15 protein-coding genes are annotated in these 15,401 nt (G+C 75.7%); 4 read left to right on the top strand and 11 right to left on the bottom strand.

What is annotated here, in order from left to right:
• Positions 1 to 22: 22 nt before the first annotated feature.
• The 8 genes from hppD to ACW14Y_RS36455 form a co-directional block, all read right to left on the bottom strand.
• Positions 23 to 1,036, bottom strand: a complete 1,014-nt coding sequence (gene hppD, locus ACW14Y_RS36420) for a 4-hydroxyphenylpyruvate dioxygenase (RefSeq protein WP_380309190.1) — start codon at positions 1,034 to 1,036, stop codon at positions 23 to 25.
• A 68-nt stretch (positions 1,037 to 1,104) separates the two neighbouring features.
• Positions 1,105 to 2,367 (bottom strand): beta-ketoacyl-[acyl-carrier-protein] synthase family protein, encoded by a 1,263-nt coding sequence (locus ACW14Y_RS36425; RefSeq protein WP_456984889.1) that lies wholly within the window; start codon positions 2,365 to 2,367, stop codon positions 1,105 to 1,107.
• Entirely contained in the window at positions 2,364 to 4,031 is a 1,668-nt protein-coding gene (locus ACW14Y_RS36430) for a class I adenylate-forming enzyme family protein (RefSeq protein WP_456984890.1), read from the bottom strand. The genes ACW14Y_RS36425 and ACW14Y_RS36430 overlap by 4 nt, the downstream gene beginning before the upstream one ends.
• Positions 4,032 to 4,244: 213 nt before the next feature.
• A complete protein-coding gene (locus ACW14Y_RS36435) occupies positions 4,245 to 4,787 on the bottom strand; it encodes a beta-ketoacyl synthase chain length factor (RefSeq protein ID WP_456984891.1) in 543 nt (180 codons plus the stop codon).
• The gene (locus ACW14Y_RS36440) at positions 4,784 to 5,905 is read right to left on the bottom strand and encodes a beta-ketoacyl-[acyl-carrier-protein] synthase family protein (protein ID WP_456984892.1); all 1,122 of its coding nucleotides are present in this window, start codon (positions 5,903 to 5,905) and stop codon (positions 4,784 to 4,786) included. Before ACW14Y_RS36440 ends, ACW14Y_RS36435 begins: the two co-directional genes overlap by 4 nt.
• The gene (locus tag ACW14Y_RS36445) at positions 5,902 to 6,240 is read right to left on the bottom strand and encodes an acyl carrier protein (RefSeq protein WP_380437092.1); all 339 of its coding nucleotides are present in this window, start codon (positions 6,238 to 6,240) and stop codon (positions 5,902 to 5,904) included. The genes ACW14Y_RS36440 and ACW14Y_RS36445 overlap by 4 nt, the downstream gene beginning before the upstream one ends.
• Positions 6,237 to 6,512 carry an acyl carrier protein gene (locus tag ACW14Y_RS36450; RefSeq protein ID WP_266272667.1) on the bottom strand — a complete coding sequence of 92 codons (276 nt, stop codon included), beginning with the start codon at positions 6,510 to 6,512 and terminating at the stop codon, positions 6,237 to 6,239. The genes ACW14Y_RS36445 and ACW14Y_RS36450 overlap by 4 nt, the downstream gene beginning before the upstream one ends.
• A gap of 223 nt (positions 6,513 to 6,735) precedes the next feature.
• Entirely contained in the window at positions 6,736 to 8,166 is a 1,431-nt protein-coding gene (locus tag ACW14Y_RS36455) for a class I adenylate-forming enzyme family protein (protein ID WP_456988348.1), read from the bottom strand.
• A 205-nt stretch (positions 8,167 to 8,371) separates the two neighbouring features.
• On the opposite strand from ACW14Y_RS36455, the gene ACW14Y_RS36460 reads away from it, so the two are divergent.
• From ACW14Y_RS36460 to ACW14Y_RS36475, 4 genes are all read left to right on the top strand, one after another.
• The gene (locus tag ACW14Y_RS36460) at positions 8,372 to 9,457 is read left to right on the top strand and encodes an alpha-hydroxy acid oxidase (protein WP_380309524.1); all 1,086 of its coding nucleotides are present in this window, start codon (positions 8,372 to 8,374) and stop codon (positions 9,455 to 9,457) included.
• A 112-nt stretch (positions 9,458 to 9,569) separates the two neighbouring features.
• Positions 9,570 to 10,343: a class I SAM-dependent methyltransferase gene (locus ACW14Y_RS36465; protein WP_380437094.1), complete on the top strand. Its 774-nt coding sequence runs from the start codon at positions 9,570 to 9,572 to the stop codon at positions 10,341 to 10,343.
• A 169-nt stretch (positions 10,344 to 10,512) separates the two neighbouring features.
• Positions 10,513 to 11,454, top strand: coding sequence for an alpha/beta hydrolase (locus ACW14Y_RS36470; protein ID WP_456984893.1), 942 nt, complete (start codon positions 10,513 to 10,515; stop codon positions 11,452 to 11,454).
• Positions 11,451 to 12,809 carry an aminotransferase-like domain-containing protein gene (locus ACW14Y_RS36475; RefSeq protein WP_380389121.1) on the top strand — a complete coding sequence of 453 codons (1,359 nt, stop codon included), beginning with the start codon at positions 11,451 to 11,453 and terminating at the stop codon, positions 12,807 to 12,809. Before ACW14Y_RS36470 ends, ACW14Y_RS36475 begins: the two co-directional genes overlap by 4 nt.
• A gap of 89 nt (positions 12,810 to 12,898) precedes the next feature.
• Here the strand turns inward: ACW14Y_RS36475 and ACW14Y_RS36480 are convergent, their stop codons facing one another.
• From ACW14Y_RS36480 to ACW14Y_RS36490, 3 genes are all read right to left on the bottom strand, one after another.
• Positions 12,899 to 13,321, bottom strand: a complete 423-nt coding sequence (locus ACW14Y_RS36480) for a hypothetical protein (RefSeq protein ID WP_456984894.1) — start codon at positions 13,319 to 13,321, stop codon at positions 12,899 to 12,901.
• 305 nt (positions 13,322 to 13,626) lie between these two features.
• On the bottom strand, positions 13,627 to 14,391 hold the full coding sequence (locus ACW14Y_RS36485; protein ID WP_380309515.1) for an ABC transporter permease: 765 nt from the start codon (positions 14,389 to 14,391) through the stop codon (positions 13,627 to 13,629).
• Positions 14,392 to 14,423: 32 nt separating this feature from the next.
• The gene (locus tag ACW14Y_RS36490; RefSeq protein ID WP_456984895.1) at positions 14,424 to 15,389 is read right to left on the bottom strand and encodes an ATP-binding cassette domain-containing protein; all 966 of its coding nucleotides are present in this window, start codon (positions 15,387 to 15,389) and stop codon (positions 14,424 to 14,426) included.
• Positions 15,390 to 15,401 lie beyond the last annotated feature (12 nt).

Consider the following 15,401-nt stretch of genomic DNA (forward strand, 5'->3'; position numbering starts at 1 on the left):
TCTTCGGGCGGTGCGGGGGGACTCAGACGGAGGCGGCGGCGCGCTGCCGTTCGACGGCCTCGTACAGGGCCTTGATGTTGGCGGTGCCGAAGGTGCCGGCGCCCTGGCGCTCGATCAGCTCCACGAAGTACGTCCGCCGGGGGTGGGTGGACCGGGCGAAGATCTGGAACAGCTGCCCGCCGTGGTCCTGGTCGACCAGGACGTCCAGCTCGCGCAGGGTCTCGACCGGGATGGCGGTGGCGCCGAGCCGCTCGGCGAGCGCGTCGTAGTAGGTGCCGGGCGTGGTCAGGAACGCCACGCCCCGGTCGCGGGCGCTGCGCACGGCGGCGGCGATGTCCCCGGTGCGGAAGGCGAGGTGCTGGACGCCGGCGCCGTCGTGGTCGGCGAGGAAGGTGTCGATCTGGCCGGACCGGCGGCTGGTGTCGGGCTCGATCAGGGTGAAGGTGACCTCGCCGGAGGCGCTCTGCACCACGCTGGAGTCCATCGCCTGCTCGCCGACCTCGATGTACTCGCCGAAGATCCGGTGCATGCCGAGCGCGGCCTCGCAGAAGCGCACCGCGTCCGCCAGTTGGCCGGCCGGCAGGCAGATCGCGGCGTGGTCGAGGGCGTCCAGCAGCTGCGGGCCGGCCCCGTCCGGCTCGGCCGCGGCCGGGGCCTCGGGGACGAACCGCAGCGCGGTGTCGCCGAAGCCGGCCACCAGCCCGCCGGCCCGGTCCAGGACGCGGGCGCCGTGCCGCTCGGCGCGGTCGAGGGCGGCCTGCGGGTCGGGGCAGGACAGCGCGAGGGCGGCCACGCCCTCGCCGTGGCGGGCGGCGTAGCGGGCCACCGGGTGCGCGGGGTCGGTGGCGGAGCGCAGCAGGAACTCGATGCTGCCCTGGCGCACCAGGACGGTGCGGGCGTGCGCGGACTCGGCCGCGGCGAGCTGTTCCGGCTCGGGCGGGACGGCGGTGAAGCCGTAGTCGGCGCAGAGCGCCGCCGCGGTGGCGTCGGCGTCGGCGCTGTGGTACTCGACGTGGGCTATGGACTGGATGGACAACGGGATCTCCCCGGGGGATCGCGAGTTGAGGCCTGGCACTGGTGTCCGGGCTACGGCGCGGTGCGGCGTCAGCGGAGGGACGGGGTGGAGGCGGGCTCGAAGACCAGGCTGAGGTTGTGCCCGCCGAAGGCGAAGGCGTTGCTCAGGGCCGCGGTGAGCGGGCCGGTCCGGGCCGCGCCCAGGACGTGGTCCAGGTCGCAGGCCGGGTCCGGCTCGGTGAGGTTGACGGTCGGCGGCAGCGTCCCCCGGGCCACCGCCAGGGCGGTGACCGCTGCCTCCAACGCGCCTGCGGCGCCCAGTAGATGACCGGTGGCCCCCTTGGTGGAGCTGACCGCGGGGGTGTGTCCGCCGAAGACCGACCGCAGGGCGGCGGTCTCGGCGACGTCGCCGAGCTTGGTGCCGGTGCCGTGGGCGTTGACGTAGCCGATGTCGGCCGGGGCCAGGCCCGCGTTGGCGAGGGCGGAGCGCATCGCGTCGGCGGCGCCCGCGCCGTCGGGGCGCGGCATGGTCGGGTGGTGCGCGTCGGTGGAGGCGCCCCAGCCGGTGAGCTCGGCGTAGCCGGCGGCGCCGCGGGCGGCGGCGTGCTCGGGGCTCTCCAGGATCAGGACGGCGCTGCCCTCGCCCAGCACGAAGCCGTTGCGGCGGCTGTCGAACGGCCGGCTCGCCTGCGCCGGGTCGTCCCAACCGGAGGCCAGCGCACGGGCGTTGGTGAAGGCGGCGGCGATCGTGGGGTGCAGCGAGGACTCGGTGCCGCCGCACACCACCACGTCCGCGTCGCCGGAGCGGATCAGGCGCAGGCCCTCGGCGACGGCCTGGGCACCGGCCGCGCAGGCGGTCACGATGGCGGTGCTGAAGCCTCGGATGCCGTGCTTGATGGCGATCCGGGCGGTGGCCATGTTGGAGAGCATGCCGGGCAGCAGGTACGGGCTGACGCCGGGGCGGCCGCGTTCGGTCCGCCGCTGCGACTGCTGCTCGAAGGTCTCCAGTCCGCCGCCGCCGGTGGCCAGCACCACGGCGGTGCGGTGCGGGTCGGCGTCCCGGCCGACGACCAGGCCTGCGTCGGCGAGGGCGTCGTCGGCGGCGGCCAGCGCGAGCAGCACGAAGCGGTCCACGCAGCGGGTCTCGGTGGGCGGCAGCACCTCGCGGCCGTCGATCGCCGGGGCGATTCCGGCGGCGTTCAGCCAGCCGTGGGCGGCGTGGCCCTCGGGGACGGCGCGGATGCCGGAGCGGCCGGCGGTGAGGGCGTCGAAGACCTCGGCGGGCTTGCGGCCGAGCGGGGTGACCAGGCCGATGCCGGTGACCACGGCGCCCGGGCGGCGGGCGGCGCTCATCGGGCGGCCACCGCCTCGGCGGGAGCGGTTGCCCGGGCTGCCACCGGGGCGGTGGCGACCGAGTCGAGGTAGCGCTGGCGCAGCAGCACCTTGCGCACCTTGCCGGTCGGGCCGAGCGGGATGTCGTCCCCGGAGACCACGAGCACCTGGCGGACGGTGGCCGCGGCGGCCTCGTCCAGGGCGGCCGTGACGGCCTCGGTGCGGTCGGCGTCCGGGTCGGCGCCGGCGGCGAGGACCAGCAGCACATCGGTGACCACCCGGTCGCCGTCGCGCACCGCGACCACGGTGCAGTCCAGCACGTCGGGGTGGGCGGCCAGCACCCTCTCCTCCGACATCGCGGTGAACAGCCGCTTGCCGTCGCCGAGTTCGACCGAGTCGACGGCCCGGTCGACGTGGTAGTAGTAGCCCTCCTCGTCCCGGTACATCAGGTCGCCGGTGAGGAAGCGGCCGCGCAGCCGGGTGCGGTAGGTGGTGGCCGAGTCGTTCCAGTAGCCGAGCGCCAGGGTCGGTGAGGTGGTGGCGAGTTCGCCGACCTCGCCGGGGCCGAGCGGCTCGCCGTCCGGGCCGACCAGCTCGCAGTCGACGAAGGCGTGCGGGCGGCCGACGCAGCGGCCGTAGCGCTCGGTGCCGGGGCCGTGGGTGATGAAGAAGTGCGAGTGGCCCATCTCGGTGGAGCCGAGGCCGTCCACGAACAGCGAGCCCGGCACCCGGACCCGGCCCTCGCGGGTGACCGACTCGCGGCTGCCGGAGGCGACCAGGCGGCGGATGTGCACCTCGTGGGCGCAGTCCCCGGTGTTCCACCAGAGCGCGACGGAGTCCAACTTCCTCGCGGTGAGGTCGTGGTGGGCGAGCTCGGCCCAGGTGGCGGCGAAGCCGACCACGCCGCTGGGGCTCCACTGCTCGATCGCGTCCAGCACACCGGCGCCGGACTGGCTGGAGAGCACGGCGAGCTGGGTGTGCGAGGCGAGCGAGAGGTTGACCGCGATCAGGGTGGCGGCGTGCGGGGCGGGCAGCGCGCTGAGCATCCGCTCCTGCCCCTGCGGGCGGGGCAGCCGGGCGCGGTGGCGGATCGCCGCGTAGAGGCTCGCGTGCGAGTGGACCACGGCCTTGGGCAGTCCGGTGGTGCCGGAGGAGTGGGTGATCGCCACCGGGTCGTCGGGCGAGTGCCGGTAGGGCGCGGGGGCCTCCTCGGGGTCGCCGGCGCCGAGCGTCGCGATCTCCGGCAGCGCCGGGGCGCCGGTCTCGTGGCCGGCCAGCGCGGCCAGGTGCGGCGGGTCGGCGAGGACGCCGACCGGTCCGAGCTTGGCGATGTAGCGGGCGGCCCGCTCGCCGTCCAGGTTGGGGTTGAGCAGCGCCGGGATGGCGCCGATCCGGGCCAGCGCGAGGAAGGCGAGGACCTGGTCGGCGGCGTCGCCGGCGTACACCACCACCGGGTCGCGGCGGCCGATGCCGAGGGCGTGCAGGGCGGCGGCCCTGGCCCGGACGGCGCGGTCCAGCTCGGTGAGGGTCAGCGGCTGCCAGGCGGCGTGGTCGTCCACCGGGGTGTCGAAGGTCAGCAGCGGCTCGTCGAGACCGAGGCCGAGTTCGATGCGGCGGGTGAGGACGTTGCCGGCGCCGACGGCCGGGTCGTCCGCCAGCAGGGTGCGGATACTGCGGATGCTCACGGGGTGGATCCCTCCCGAGGTGCGGGGCGTGCGGGCGTGCTGCGGCGGGACGCGGCGGGCGGGGGACCGCTCGCGCCGCTGGGTGCGCAGGGGTGGGGCTGGGGCGGGCGGCGGGTTCGGGTCGGTGCTTCGGTCGGTACGTCGGGTTCGTGCTGCGGGTTCGTGCTGCGGGTTCTTGCTGTGGGTTCGGGTCGGGGCCGGTTCGGGGTCCGGTCAGGCGGTGGCGACCAGGAGGGCCACCGCCCGGTCGGTGTTGTCGGCGCCGTCGGCGTCCTCGTCGGTCTGCTCCGCCTGCTCTGCGGCGATGACCAGGACCTGGTCGGCGTCGCCGTCGGCGAGCAGCAGTTCCGCCAGGTCCAGCGCGTCCTGGGGGACCCGTCCGGGTGGCGGAGGTTCGGCCGGGCAGATCGCCACCACGGGGCCGGTCAGGCCCCAGCGGGCGGCGATGTGGCCGAGCACGGCGTTCGGGTTGGACTGGAAGAACAGCAGCGGGGGCATCCGCCGGGCGGTGTCGGCGGCGGCCTCCTCGATGGCCCGGGCGGTGGCGAGGTCGCCGCTCGCGCTGACCAGCAGCAGTGCCGTCCGGCCGGGCGCGGGGGCGGCGCCGTGGCGGGCGCGCAGGCAGCGCTCGGCGGTCTCGGCGACCAGCGGGTTGAAGGTGGACGCGGAGAAGCCGGGCAGCGGCGGCAGTTGCTCGGGCCCGCGGGCTTCGGGGTCGGGCCAGGCGGCCTCGGCGAGGATGCGCAGCGCGGTCATCGGGCGGCCACCAGGAGTGCGGTGTTGGCGCCGCCGAAGGCGGAGTTGAGGGTGAGCGCGTAGCGCGGCCGGGCGGTGCGCGGGCCGTCCAGGACGAGGTCCAGGTCGATCTCCGGGTCCGGGCCCAGCCAGCCGGCGTTGACCGGCAGCAGTCCGTCGGTCAACGCGCCGATGGTGACCACGAGTTCGAGCAGGGCCGAGGCTTCCAGGGCGTGGCCGTGCACGGCCTTGCTGGAGCTGACCGGCAGCCGGTCGGTGTGCTCGCCGAAGACCCGCCGCAGGGCGAGGGCCTCGGCGTGGTCGGAGAGGGTCGAGCCGGTGCCGTTGGCGTTGACGTAGTCGACCTCCTCCGGCGCGACGCCGGCCCGGCCGAGCGCGGCCCCGATCGCCCGGGCCACGCCGTCGCCACCGGGCTCGGGGCGGCAGACGTGGTGGGCGTCGCCGGCCCGGCCCCAGCCGGCCAGCCGGGCCAGTACGGGGGCGCCGCGCCGCTCGGCCTCCGGCTCGGCCTCGACCAGCACGGCGACCGCCGCGTCGCCGAGCAGGGTGCCGCTGCGGCCGGTGCTGAACGGGCGCAGTTCACCGTCCCGGGCGAGCGCCCGGCCGGCGTCGAAGGCGGCGAAGACGCCCGGTTCGACCAGGTGCCCGGCGGCGACCAGGACCCGGTCCCGGCGGCCGGTGGCGACCAGCTGGGCGGCGTCGGCGACGGCCGTCCCGGCCGCCACGCAGGCGCCGGTGTAGCCGCGCAGGACCCCCGGGCCGCCCCAGCGGGCGGTGGTCCCGGCGGACACCTCGGCCAGGGTGGCCCGGGTGTGCCGGTCGCTGTGCAGGGCGAGCAGCACGGGCGGGCCGCCGTCCGGGTCGGCCGGGTCCAGACCGGCCGCGCGGCAGGCCTGGCCGACGGCGGCGAGCACCGCGTCGGCGAGCGGGCGCGGTTCGGGCAGCAGCGCGGCGCGGGTGGTGCGGCGGGCGGACACGTCGAACCGGGTGACCGGGCCGAACGCGGCCTTGCCGTGCACGACGGCCTCGGCCAGCGCGGTGGTCCCCTCGCCGGCGGCGCTGAGCACGCCGACACCGGTCACCACGGGCCGGACGGCGGTCGGGGCGTGGCGGTTCATGGCCGCGCGGCTCCTGCGGCTCCCGCAGTGACGGCGGCCCCGGCGGCCCCGGTGGCGTCGGCGGGCGTGTCGGCCGTGCCGCCGTCGACCGCACCGCCGCCGGCCGCGAGCACGGCCGCGCGGAACACCGCGACGGCGTCGTCCACCGTCCGGACGGCCTCGAAGGCCTCGTCGTCCAGATCCGGCTCGATGCCGTAACGCTGCTCGAACTCGGCTATCAGCCAGGTGAGTTCGAGCGAGCCGAGTTCATCGGGCACGTCCTCGGCGGCGCGCTGCCCGAACGCCGCGAGCATCTCCAGGACCTCGGCCCGGTCGGGGCGGGCGAGGTCGGTCACGCCGGGCTGCCCGAGGTGGCGGTGGCGGCGGTGATCCGGGCCTCGACGTCGGCGGTGAACTGGTCGAGCGTCATCAGCGCGGTGGTCTCCATCTCGTCGAGGTCGAACTTGACCCCGAACTCGTCCTCGACCTGGACCGAGAGGTCGGCGAGGGCGAGCGACTCCAGGTCCAGGCCGGCCGGGCCGAGGTCGGTGTCGCCGGTGACGCCCTCGACGTCGTACTGCATCTCGGCCAGTGCGGAGAGGACGAACGCGCGGATGCGGTCCTGCATGGTGTGCTCCTTGTGCCCGGGCGCAGGCGGTGCGCACGGGGTCGTCGGGGAGGGGAAAGCGGTCCTTCGGGGCGGACCGGGGGCTCCGGGGGCAGGCCGTGGCTGCCCGTCGGGGAATCCCGCCCGGCCCTTCCGGGTGGTTCGTGGCGGCCGGGGCGCGAGGTCCCGGCCGGTGGCGTGGGGTGGCATGCGGGCGGGCGCGCCGGGTCGCGGCGCGCCCGGTTCAGCCGGCGGCGGCGCGCAGGGCGGCCGGGTCGCGCAGCAGCTTGCCGGTGGCGGTACGGGGGAGCTGGGGGAGGAAGGCGAGCCGGCGCGGCCGCTTGTAGGCGGCCAGCTGCCGGGCGAGCCCGTCCTGGACGAGTGCCCGGTCGGCGCCGTCCTCGGCGGAGAGGTAGGCCTCGATCGCGCCCTCGTCGAAGACCACGACGGCCTCCCGGACGTGGGGGAGGGCGGCGAGGGTCTGCTCGACCTCGGTGAGGTCGACCTTGAGGCCGCCGATCGAGACCTGGGAGTCCCGGCGGCCGAGTACGGTGACCCGGCCGGTGCCGGGGTCGAGGGTGGCGGCGTCACGGGTGTGCAGCCAGCCGTCCGCCCAGCGGGTCGGGTCGTCGAGCCCGGGATAGGGGGAGGCGGCGGTGCGCAGCTGCAGTTCGCCGTCGACGAGCCGCAGTTCCATGCCGTGCACGGGCTGCTTGGCCGGGTGCAGGGTGCCGTCCAGGTCGGTGGCGATCACCCCGAGCTCGGTCATCCCGTACATGGTGCCGAGCGGGACGCCCCAGCGGGCGGTGAAGGTCTCGGACAGTCCGGGCCGGACGAGTTCGCCGGCGACCACCATCCGCCGCAGCTGCGGGAGTTCCGGCGGACCGGCGGCTCCGGCCAGCAGTTCGGCGTGGAACGGCACCCCGATCACGGTGGTGGGGCGGTCGTCCTCGGCGACCGCGGCGAGGATGCCGGCCGCCGTCATCCGGTCCGGGACGGTGAGCGGCGCGCGCCCGTGGAGGCTGTTGAGCAGCCCGCCGACCAGGCCGAGCACGTGCACCACCGAGGACAGCAGCACCACCCGCTCGCCCTCGCCGGGGAACGACACCAGCCTGCGGTAGCAGTCGAGTTCGCGGATCAGGTCGCTCGCGGTGCGGGCGATGACCTTGGCCGGGCCGGTCGAGCCCGAGCTGAGCTGGACCAGCGCGTGGCCGGTCCCGGCCGGCCGGCCGTCGGGCAGCGCGACGGCCACCGGGTCGACCACGGAGTAACCGCGCAGGGCGGACGCCGCGGACCGCCCGGCGGAGCCGACCAGGACCTGCGGGCGCAGTCGGGAGACCGCCCGCTCGACCTCGTGCTCGGTCAGCCGGTGGTCGAGCAGTGCCACCTGGGCGCCCAGCCGCCAGGCGGCCAGGAGCACGGCGACGAAGCCCAGCGAGGGCGGCAGCCGCAGGGCGGCGGTGCCGCCCGGGCCGAGCCCGGCCGAGGCCAGTCGTTCGGTCTGCTCGGCGACCAGGGCGCGCAGGGCGTCGCGGTCGACGGGTGTGCCGAAGCGGAGGCACTCCTCACCCCCGGGGCCGGCCAGCAGCACCCGGTCGACCCAGTCGGCGGGAGCATCGGCGTGCGGGGGTGAGGAGGGCGCCGGAGAAGAAGAGGAAAAGCCGGTCAACGCCACTCCACACGTGAGGAGATTTGTCATGGACACTTGGTCGTCACTTTCCCGGGTCGGCGTCGACACCAGGCAATACGTCCAATTCCGTTGCCAGACGATTGCACAGACGATTGGTCAAATCAAGGTCTATACCAATCAGGTCCAGACCTCCTACGCTGCCGATCCGTGGGCCGGTCCGAACGCGGCCGGTCCGGGAACGAGGACGCCCGTGGCACCACTCACGCTGGCCGGGATCGAACGCGCGGCGCGCGATCAACTTGCCCCGGAAATCTGGGACTTCGTCGAAGGCGGCAGCGGTGCGGAACGCACCCTGGCGGCGAACCGGGAAATGTTCGGACGCCATGCGTTCCGCCCGCGCGCGCTCGTCGACGTCTCCGAGTGCGCCACGGCCGTCGATCTGCTGGGCGCCGCACTGCAGTTCCCGGTCGGAATTGCCCCGATGGCCTACCACCGGTTGGTCCATCCGGACGGGGAAACAGCGACCGCCCGGGCGGCGGGAAAGGCCGGCGCGCTGCTCGTCGCCGGAATCTTCGCCAGCCGCACCCTGGAGGACATCGCCGAGGCCGCCACCGGCCCGCTCTGGCTCCAGCTCTACTGGCTGCGCCGCCGGGAGGCCCTCGCCGCCCTGGTGGAGCGCGCCGAGGCGGCCGGCTACGCCGCCCTGCTGCTCACCGTCGACGCCCCCAGGATCGGCCGTCGGCTGCGCGATCTGCGCAACGGCTTCGCCGTCCCGCCGGAGATCCGCGCGGTCAATCTCGACCCTGCCCTGATGGCCGCCAGCCACCACGCCGGCCAAGGGAGTTCGGGCATCGCCGAGCACGCCAGGGAGCAGTTCGACCCCACTCTGACCTGGGCCGATCTCGCCTGGCTGCGCGAACGCAGCCGACTGCCGCTGGTCCTCAAGGGCGTGCTCACCGCCGAGGACGCCCGCCGCGCCGCCGACCACGGCGTGGACGCGGTCGTGGTGTCCAACCACGGCGGCCGTCAGCTCGACGGCGCGCTGCCCGCCCTCGCCGCGCTGCCGGAGGTCGTCGACGCCCTGCCGCCGCACATCCCGGCGCTGCTCGACGGCGGCGTCCGGAGCGGCGCCGACATCGCCGTCGCGCTCGCCCTGGGCGCCCGCGCCGTGCTGGTCGGCCGCCCGGCGTTCTGGGGCCTGGCCACCGGCGGCGAGGCCGGCGTCGCCCAGGTCCTCGACCTGCTGCGCGACGAACTGGAGCACACCATGGCCCTGTTGGGCCGCCCCTCGGTCGCCGACCTGGACCGCACCGCCCTCGCGCCCTGGCCGGTCTGACGGTGCGTGCACCGACCGCCCAGCCGGCCCCCGGCCCGGCGAGCCCCGCCCCCGGCCCTGCCCCGACCGCCCCGAGCTCCACCCCGACCGCCGCGACCGAAAGAGCGAGACCATGAACAGACAGGACGCCTTCCCCGGCTGGGACTGGGAGGACCCCGACGGCCTCGCCGAGCAGCTCGACCGCTTCAGCGCCGACGTCGCCACCTGCCGGAGCCTCGAACCGGCCGACGGCGGACTCCCCTTCGACCACCAGGACTTCACCGCCCTGGGCCTCACCGGGATCGAGTTCGCGGCCTTCCGGACCGCCCACCCGGGCGGCCTCGGCAGTGACCTCACCGCGCTCCGCGGCCCCGACGCGGCCAGCGAGCCCGGCACCCTCTACCGGGTCGACGGCGACCGCTGGTTCACCCAGCTCGACATCTCCCGCCCGCTGCCCTTCGCCGACGCCAGCGTCGACTGGGTGTACGCCGAGCATCTGATCGAGCACGTCACCATGCCGGTGGCGGTCGGCTGGCTGCGCGAGGCCCGGCGGGTCCTGCGCCCCGGCGGCGTCCTGCGGATCACCACCCCCGACCTGGCCCGCTACCTGAACGGCTACGCCAAGGGCGACGGCTTCCTCGCCAAGCACCACCGCCGGCTCAGCACCATGGGCTTCGGCCCGCCGATGCCGCAGCGCCCGGCCTTCCTGGTCAACCAGATCTTCCGGTACTACGGTCACCAGTGGATCTACGACCTCGACGAGCTGCGGCACGTCCTCACCGAGGCCGGCTTCGAGGAGGCGCGGATCCGCCACTGCGCCTACCGCGAGGGCGTCCGCGGCGACGTCGCCGACCTGGACACCGCCTTCCGCACCGACGAGACCATCTACGTCGAGGCCGACCGCTGACCCGACGGCGGCCGCCGCGGTGGCCCGACCGGCCGCCCGACCGATGATCGCCCGATCGGCGACCGCCGCCACGGCCGCCCGACCGGCCGCCCGACCGGCCACCGCCCAACCGGCTGCCCACCCGACCGCCGGCCGCCGCCGCGGCCGACCGCCGCCCCGAGGAACCCCGATGCCCCTGCACCCCCAGGCCCAGGCCCTGCGCGACCGCCGCGCGGGCGCCGGCACACCCCCGCTCTACGACCTCACCGTGGCCGAGGCCCGCGCCGCCGACCTCGCCGACATCCGCGCCGCCGCGGGCACGCCCGAGCCGGTCGAGGCCGTCGAGGAGCACCGCCTCCCCGGCCCCGGCGGCGAGCTCGTGCTCCGGCTCTACCGGCCCGCACCGCCCGCCGACGGCCGCCGTCCGGCCGTCCTGCTCTACCTGTTCGGCGGCGGCTGGACCCTCGGCTCGCCCGACACCAGCGACGCGATCTGCCGCGCGCTGACCAACGCCGTCGGCTGCGCCACCGCCTCCGTCGGCTACCGGCTGGCCCCCGAACACCCCTTCCCCGCCGCGGTCCAGGACTGCGCCGCCGCCGCCGACTGGCTCGCCGCCCACGGGGCGGAACTCGGCCTGGACACCGAGCGCCTCGCCGTCGGCGGCGACAGCGCGGGCGGCAACCTCGCCGCCGTCCTCTCCCTGCTCGCCCGCGACCGGGGCGGCCCCGCGCTCCGCCACCAGCTGCTCGTCTACCCCAACACCGACGCCCGCGCCGACACCCCGTCGATGCGCGAGCACGACGACCCGGCGCTGTTCAACCGCCGCTCGGTCGCCTGGTACTGGGGCAACTACCTGGCCGACCCGGCCGACGGCGAGCACCCGCACGTCTCCCCGCTGCGGGCCCCGGACCTCACCGGCCTGCCGCCCGCCACCGTCGTCACCGCCGAGTACGACCCGCTGCGCGACGAGGGCGAGCAGTACGCGGAGGCGCTGCGCGCGGCCGGGGTCCCGGTGGAGCTGCGCCGCTGGGAGGGCATGCCGCACGGCTTCTTCGCCATGACCGGCACCCTGGACGGCGCCGCCGAGGCCCAGGCGTACGCGGCCGCGCGGCTGCGCGAGGCCCTCGCGTGAGCGCCCCGGCCGTCCCGGCCCCGGAGGCGGTGGCCGCCGCCGCCGAGCCCGTCACCCTCCCGCTGGCGGAACTGCACGGCTCGCTCGCGGACCCGCTGCTGGACGCGATGACCTTCCTGAACGAGGTCACCACCCGCTACCCGCAGGCGATCTCCTTCGCCCCTGGCCGCCCCTACGAGGGCTTCTTCGAGCCCGAGGACGTCCCCGCCTACCTGGACGCCTACCTCGACCACCTGGCGGCCACCGGCCTCGACCGCGACGCGATCCGCACCACGCTGTTCCAGTACGGCCCGACCAAGGGCATCATCAACGACCTGGTCGCCCGCACCCTGGCGCACGACGAGGGCCTCACCGTGGCCCCCGAGGCGCTGGTGCTGACCGTCGGCGCCCAGGAGGGCATGCTGCTGACGCTGCGCGCGCTCTGCGCCGGCCCGGACGACGTCCTGCTGGTCAGCTCGCCCTGCTACGTCGGCGTCACCGGGGCCGCCCGGCTGCTCGACCTGACCACGGTGCCGGTCCCCGAGGGGCCGGAGGGCGGCCCCGACCCGGAGGCCGTCCGGGCCGCCGCGCGGGAGGTCCGCGCCGGCGGTCGGCGCCCGCGCGCCCTGTACGTGGTGCCGGACTTCGCCAACCCCTCCGGGACCTCGATGCCGGTGGCCGCCAGGGCCAGGCTGCTGGAGACCGCGGCCGAGGAGGGCCTGCTGATCGTCGAGGACAACCCGTACGGGTTCTTCGCCCGGGACATCGCCGCCCGGCCCACCCTGAAGGCGCTCGACCGCCGGCGCCGGGTCGTCTACCTGGGCTCCTTCGCCAAGACCTGCTTCCCCGGCGCGCGGCTCGGCTACCTGGTCGCCGACCAGGAGGTGACCGGTCCGGGCGGCCGGCGCACCCTGCTGGCCGACGAGATCGCCAAGCTGAAGAGCATGACGACGGTCAACACGCCGGCCCTCAGCCAGGCGGTGATCGGCGGGATGCTGCTGACCCACGACTGCCGGCTGCGGGCCGCCAACGCGCCCGCGACGGCCCACTACGCGGCCTCGATGGGGGCGCTGCTGGCGGAGCTGGAGCGGCAGCTCCCGGCGGCCGAGCGGGAGCGCCTGGGCGTGTCCTGGAACGTGCCCGAGGGCGGGTTCTTCGCCGTGCTGACGGTGGGGTTCGCGGCCGACGAGGCGGCGATGGAGCGCTGCGCCCGGGACTTCGGCGTGCTGTGGACGCCGATGGCGCCGTTCTACCCCGCCGGGGGCGGGGAGCGGCGGCTGCGGCTCTCCATCAGCTCGCTGACGCCCGAGCGGATCGCGGAGGGCGTGGCCAGGCTCGCGGGCTTCCTGCGGGCCGGGAGCGGCGCGGCCGGGTAGCCCGCGGCCCGCGGACGCGCAACGGCGGTGCCCTTTCGTGCAAGGGGCACCGCCGTTCGGCGTTCCGCCGGTGGAGTCCGGGCGGGGCGTCAGTTGCCCCGGGCGGCCCGGGGGTCGCTCGCGACGGCCTTGACGGGCGGCTTGGCGGCGGCGATCTTCGCCGGGGGCTTCGCGGGGACGGCCTTCGCCGGCGGCTTGGCGGCCACGGCCTTGACCGGGGGCTTCGCGGCGGCGATCTTCGCCGGCGGCTTCGCGGCGACCGCCTTGACCGGGGGCTTGGCCGCGACGGCCTTCACGGGCGGCTTGGCGGCCACGATCTTCATCGGCGGCTTCGCGGCCACGCTCCCGGCCGCCGGGCGGGCCTCGGCGGCCTTGACCGGCGGCTTGGCGGAGGCCGGGGTCGCGGCGAGCAGGCCGACCACCGGCAGCGCGGCGATGGCCCCGCCCGCGATGGCCAGGCGGGTGCCGCGGCGCCGGGCGGAGGCCGGGGTGTTCTCGGACCGGGGGCTCATGCGGGTTCCTCCTGACGAACGGACGATCGACCGGTCCCGACCATAGGGCCGCCGGGTCCGCGCCGACAACAGATCACCGTCCGAACCGTGTTGACGAGACGGCGGACGGGTCGGCGGACGGGTCGGCCGGTCGGGTCGGCGGCCCGGGCGGCGGACGGGCCCGGGCGCGGGAACGCCGGAAGGCGGGCCGGCCGGATCCCCTCCGGCCCGGCCCGCCCGCCTCCCGCTTGTCTGTCTGTCCGCCTGTCTGTCGTTCTGTCGTTCTGTCACTCGTGGGTCCGCGGACCCACCGTCCCGAGCCCGGTTCAGCGCACCCGGGTCGAGAACAGCCGGGCCGACCAGTACACGGCCGCCGTCGTCATCACGGCGACCACCAGCAGCCCCTGCCAGACCGCGCTGTCCCCGACATGGCCCGAGAACAGCGCGCGCATGCCCTCCACGGCCCAGTAGAAGGGGTTCCACTTGGCCATCGACTGCAGCCACATCGGCGCCAGCGCCAGCGGCAGCAGCACCCCCGAGAGCAGCGCGATCGGCTGGGCGAGGGTGTTCACCACCGGTGCCATCGCCTCGTCGGCCGGCAGCACCAGCGCGATCCCGTACGAGATCGCCGAGGTCATCAGCGCGAGCAGGCCCATCAGCAGGAAGGCCAGCAGCAGGTTCAGCGGGCCGACCCGCAGGCCGAACGGCAGCGCGATGAGGGTGATGATCACCGCCTGGACGAGCAGCGCCACCGTCTCCCGCAGGGCCCGCCCGAGCAGCAGCGCGAGCCGGCTGACCGGGGTCACCCGGGCCCGCTCGATGATGCCGGCCTTGAGTTCGCCGAGCAGGCTGAAGCCGGTGTACAGGCCGCCGAAGATGCACAGCACCGCCAACAGGCCCGGCACGTAGATCTGGTAGGTCTCGGCGTAGGTGGTGGCGCCCATCGGCACCAGCACCTGCTTGAGCAGCGGTGCGAACAGCAGCAGGTAGAAGATCGGCTGGATCACGCCGACGGCGATCCAGATCGGGGTCCGCCACATCAGCAGCAGCTGGCGCTGGAAGACCAGCCAGGTGTCGCGGGCGAGCTTCATCGGAGCCCCTCCTCGGGGTTCGGAGGTGAGGATCAGGACTGCTCGATGGAGCGGCCCGTGCGGGCCAGGAACACGTCGTCCAGGCTGGGGCGCTGCAGCTGCACGGTGCCGGTGGTGACACCCGCCCCGTCGAGGGCGCGCAGCAGGTGCGGGACGGCGGCCGCGCCGTCGTCCAGGTAGAGCCGCAGGCCGTCCTCGTCGCGCAGTTCCAGTCGGTGCAGTTCCGGCAGACCGGGCTGTTCGCGCAGGGCCTTGGCGGCCCGTTCGGCCTCCCCGGTGCCGAGGCCGATGAGGACGACGTCGCCGGATATCTCGCGCTTGAGCGTCTCCGGCGTGCCCTCGGCGACGATGCCGCCGTGGTCGACGATGGAGACCCGGTCGCAGAGCGCGTCGGCCTCGTCGAGGTAGTGCGTGGTGACGACGACGGTCATGCCCTCGCCGCGCAGCCGCCGGATCTCGGTCCAGACGTGGCCGCGGCTGGCCGGGTCGAGGCCCACCGTGGGCTCGTCCAGGAACAGCACCTTGGGCGCGTGGATGACGCCGAGCGCGATGTCCACCCGGCGGCGCTGGCCGCCGGAGTAGGTGCGGCACGGCCGGTCGCCGAACTCGGTGAGTTCGAACGCCTCGAGGGCCTCGTCGGCGCGCCGCACGGCCTCGGCCTTGCCGGAGCCGTGCAGCCGCGCCTGCATCACGAGTTCCTCGCGCGCGGTGACGACGTCGGTGGTGCCGCCGCCCTGGGCGACGTAGCCGATCCGGCGGCGGACCTCGGCGGGGTCGGCGAACAGGTCGGCCCCGGCGATCCGGGCCTCGCCGCCGTCGGGGCGGATCAGGGTGGCGAGCATCCGCAGGGTGGTGGTCTTCCCGGCGCCGTTGGGGCCGAGGAAACCGAAGATCTCACCCGGAGCGACGTCGAGGTCGATGCCTCGGACGGCGTCCACGGGGGGCTGGCCGCGTTTCTTGGAGGGGTAGGACTTGCTGAGCCCCTTGGTCTCGATCAACCAGAACTCCCG

Source organism: Kitasatospora sp. cg17-2, from assembly GCF_054031055.1.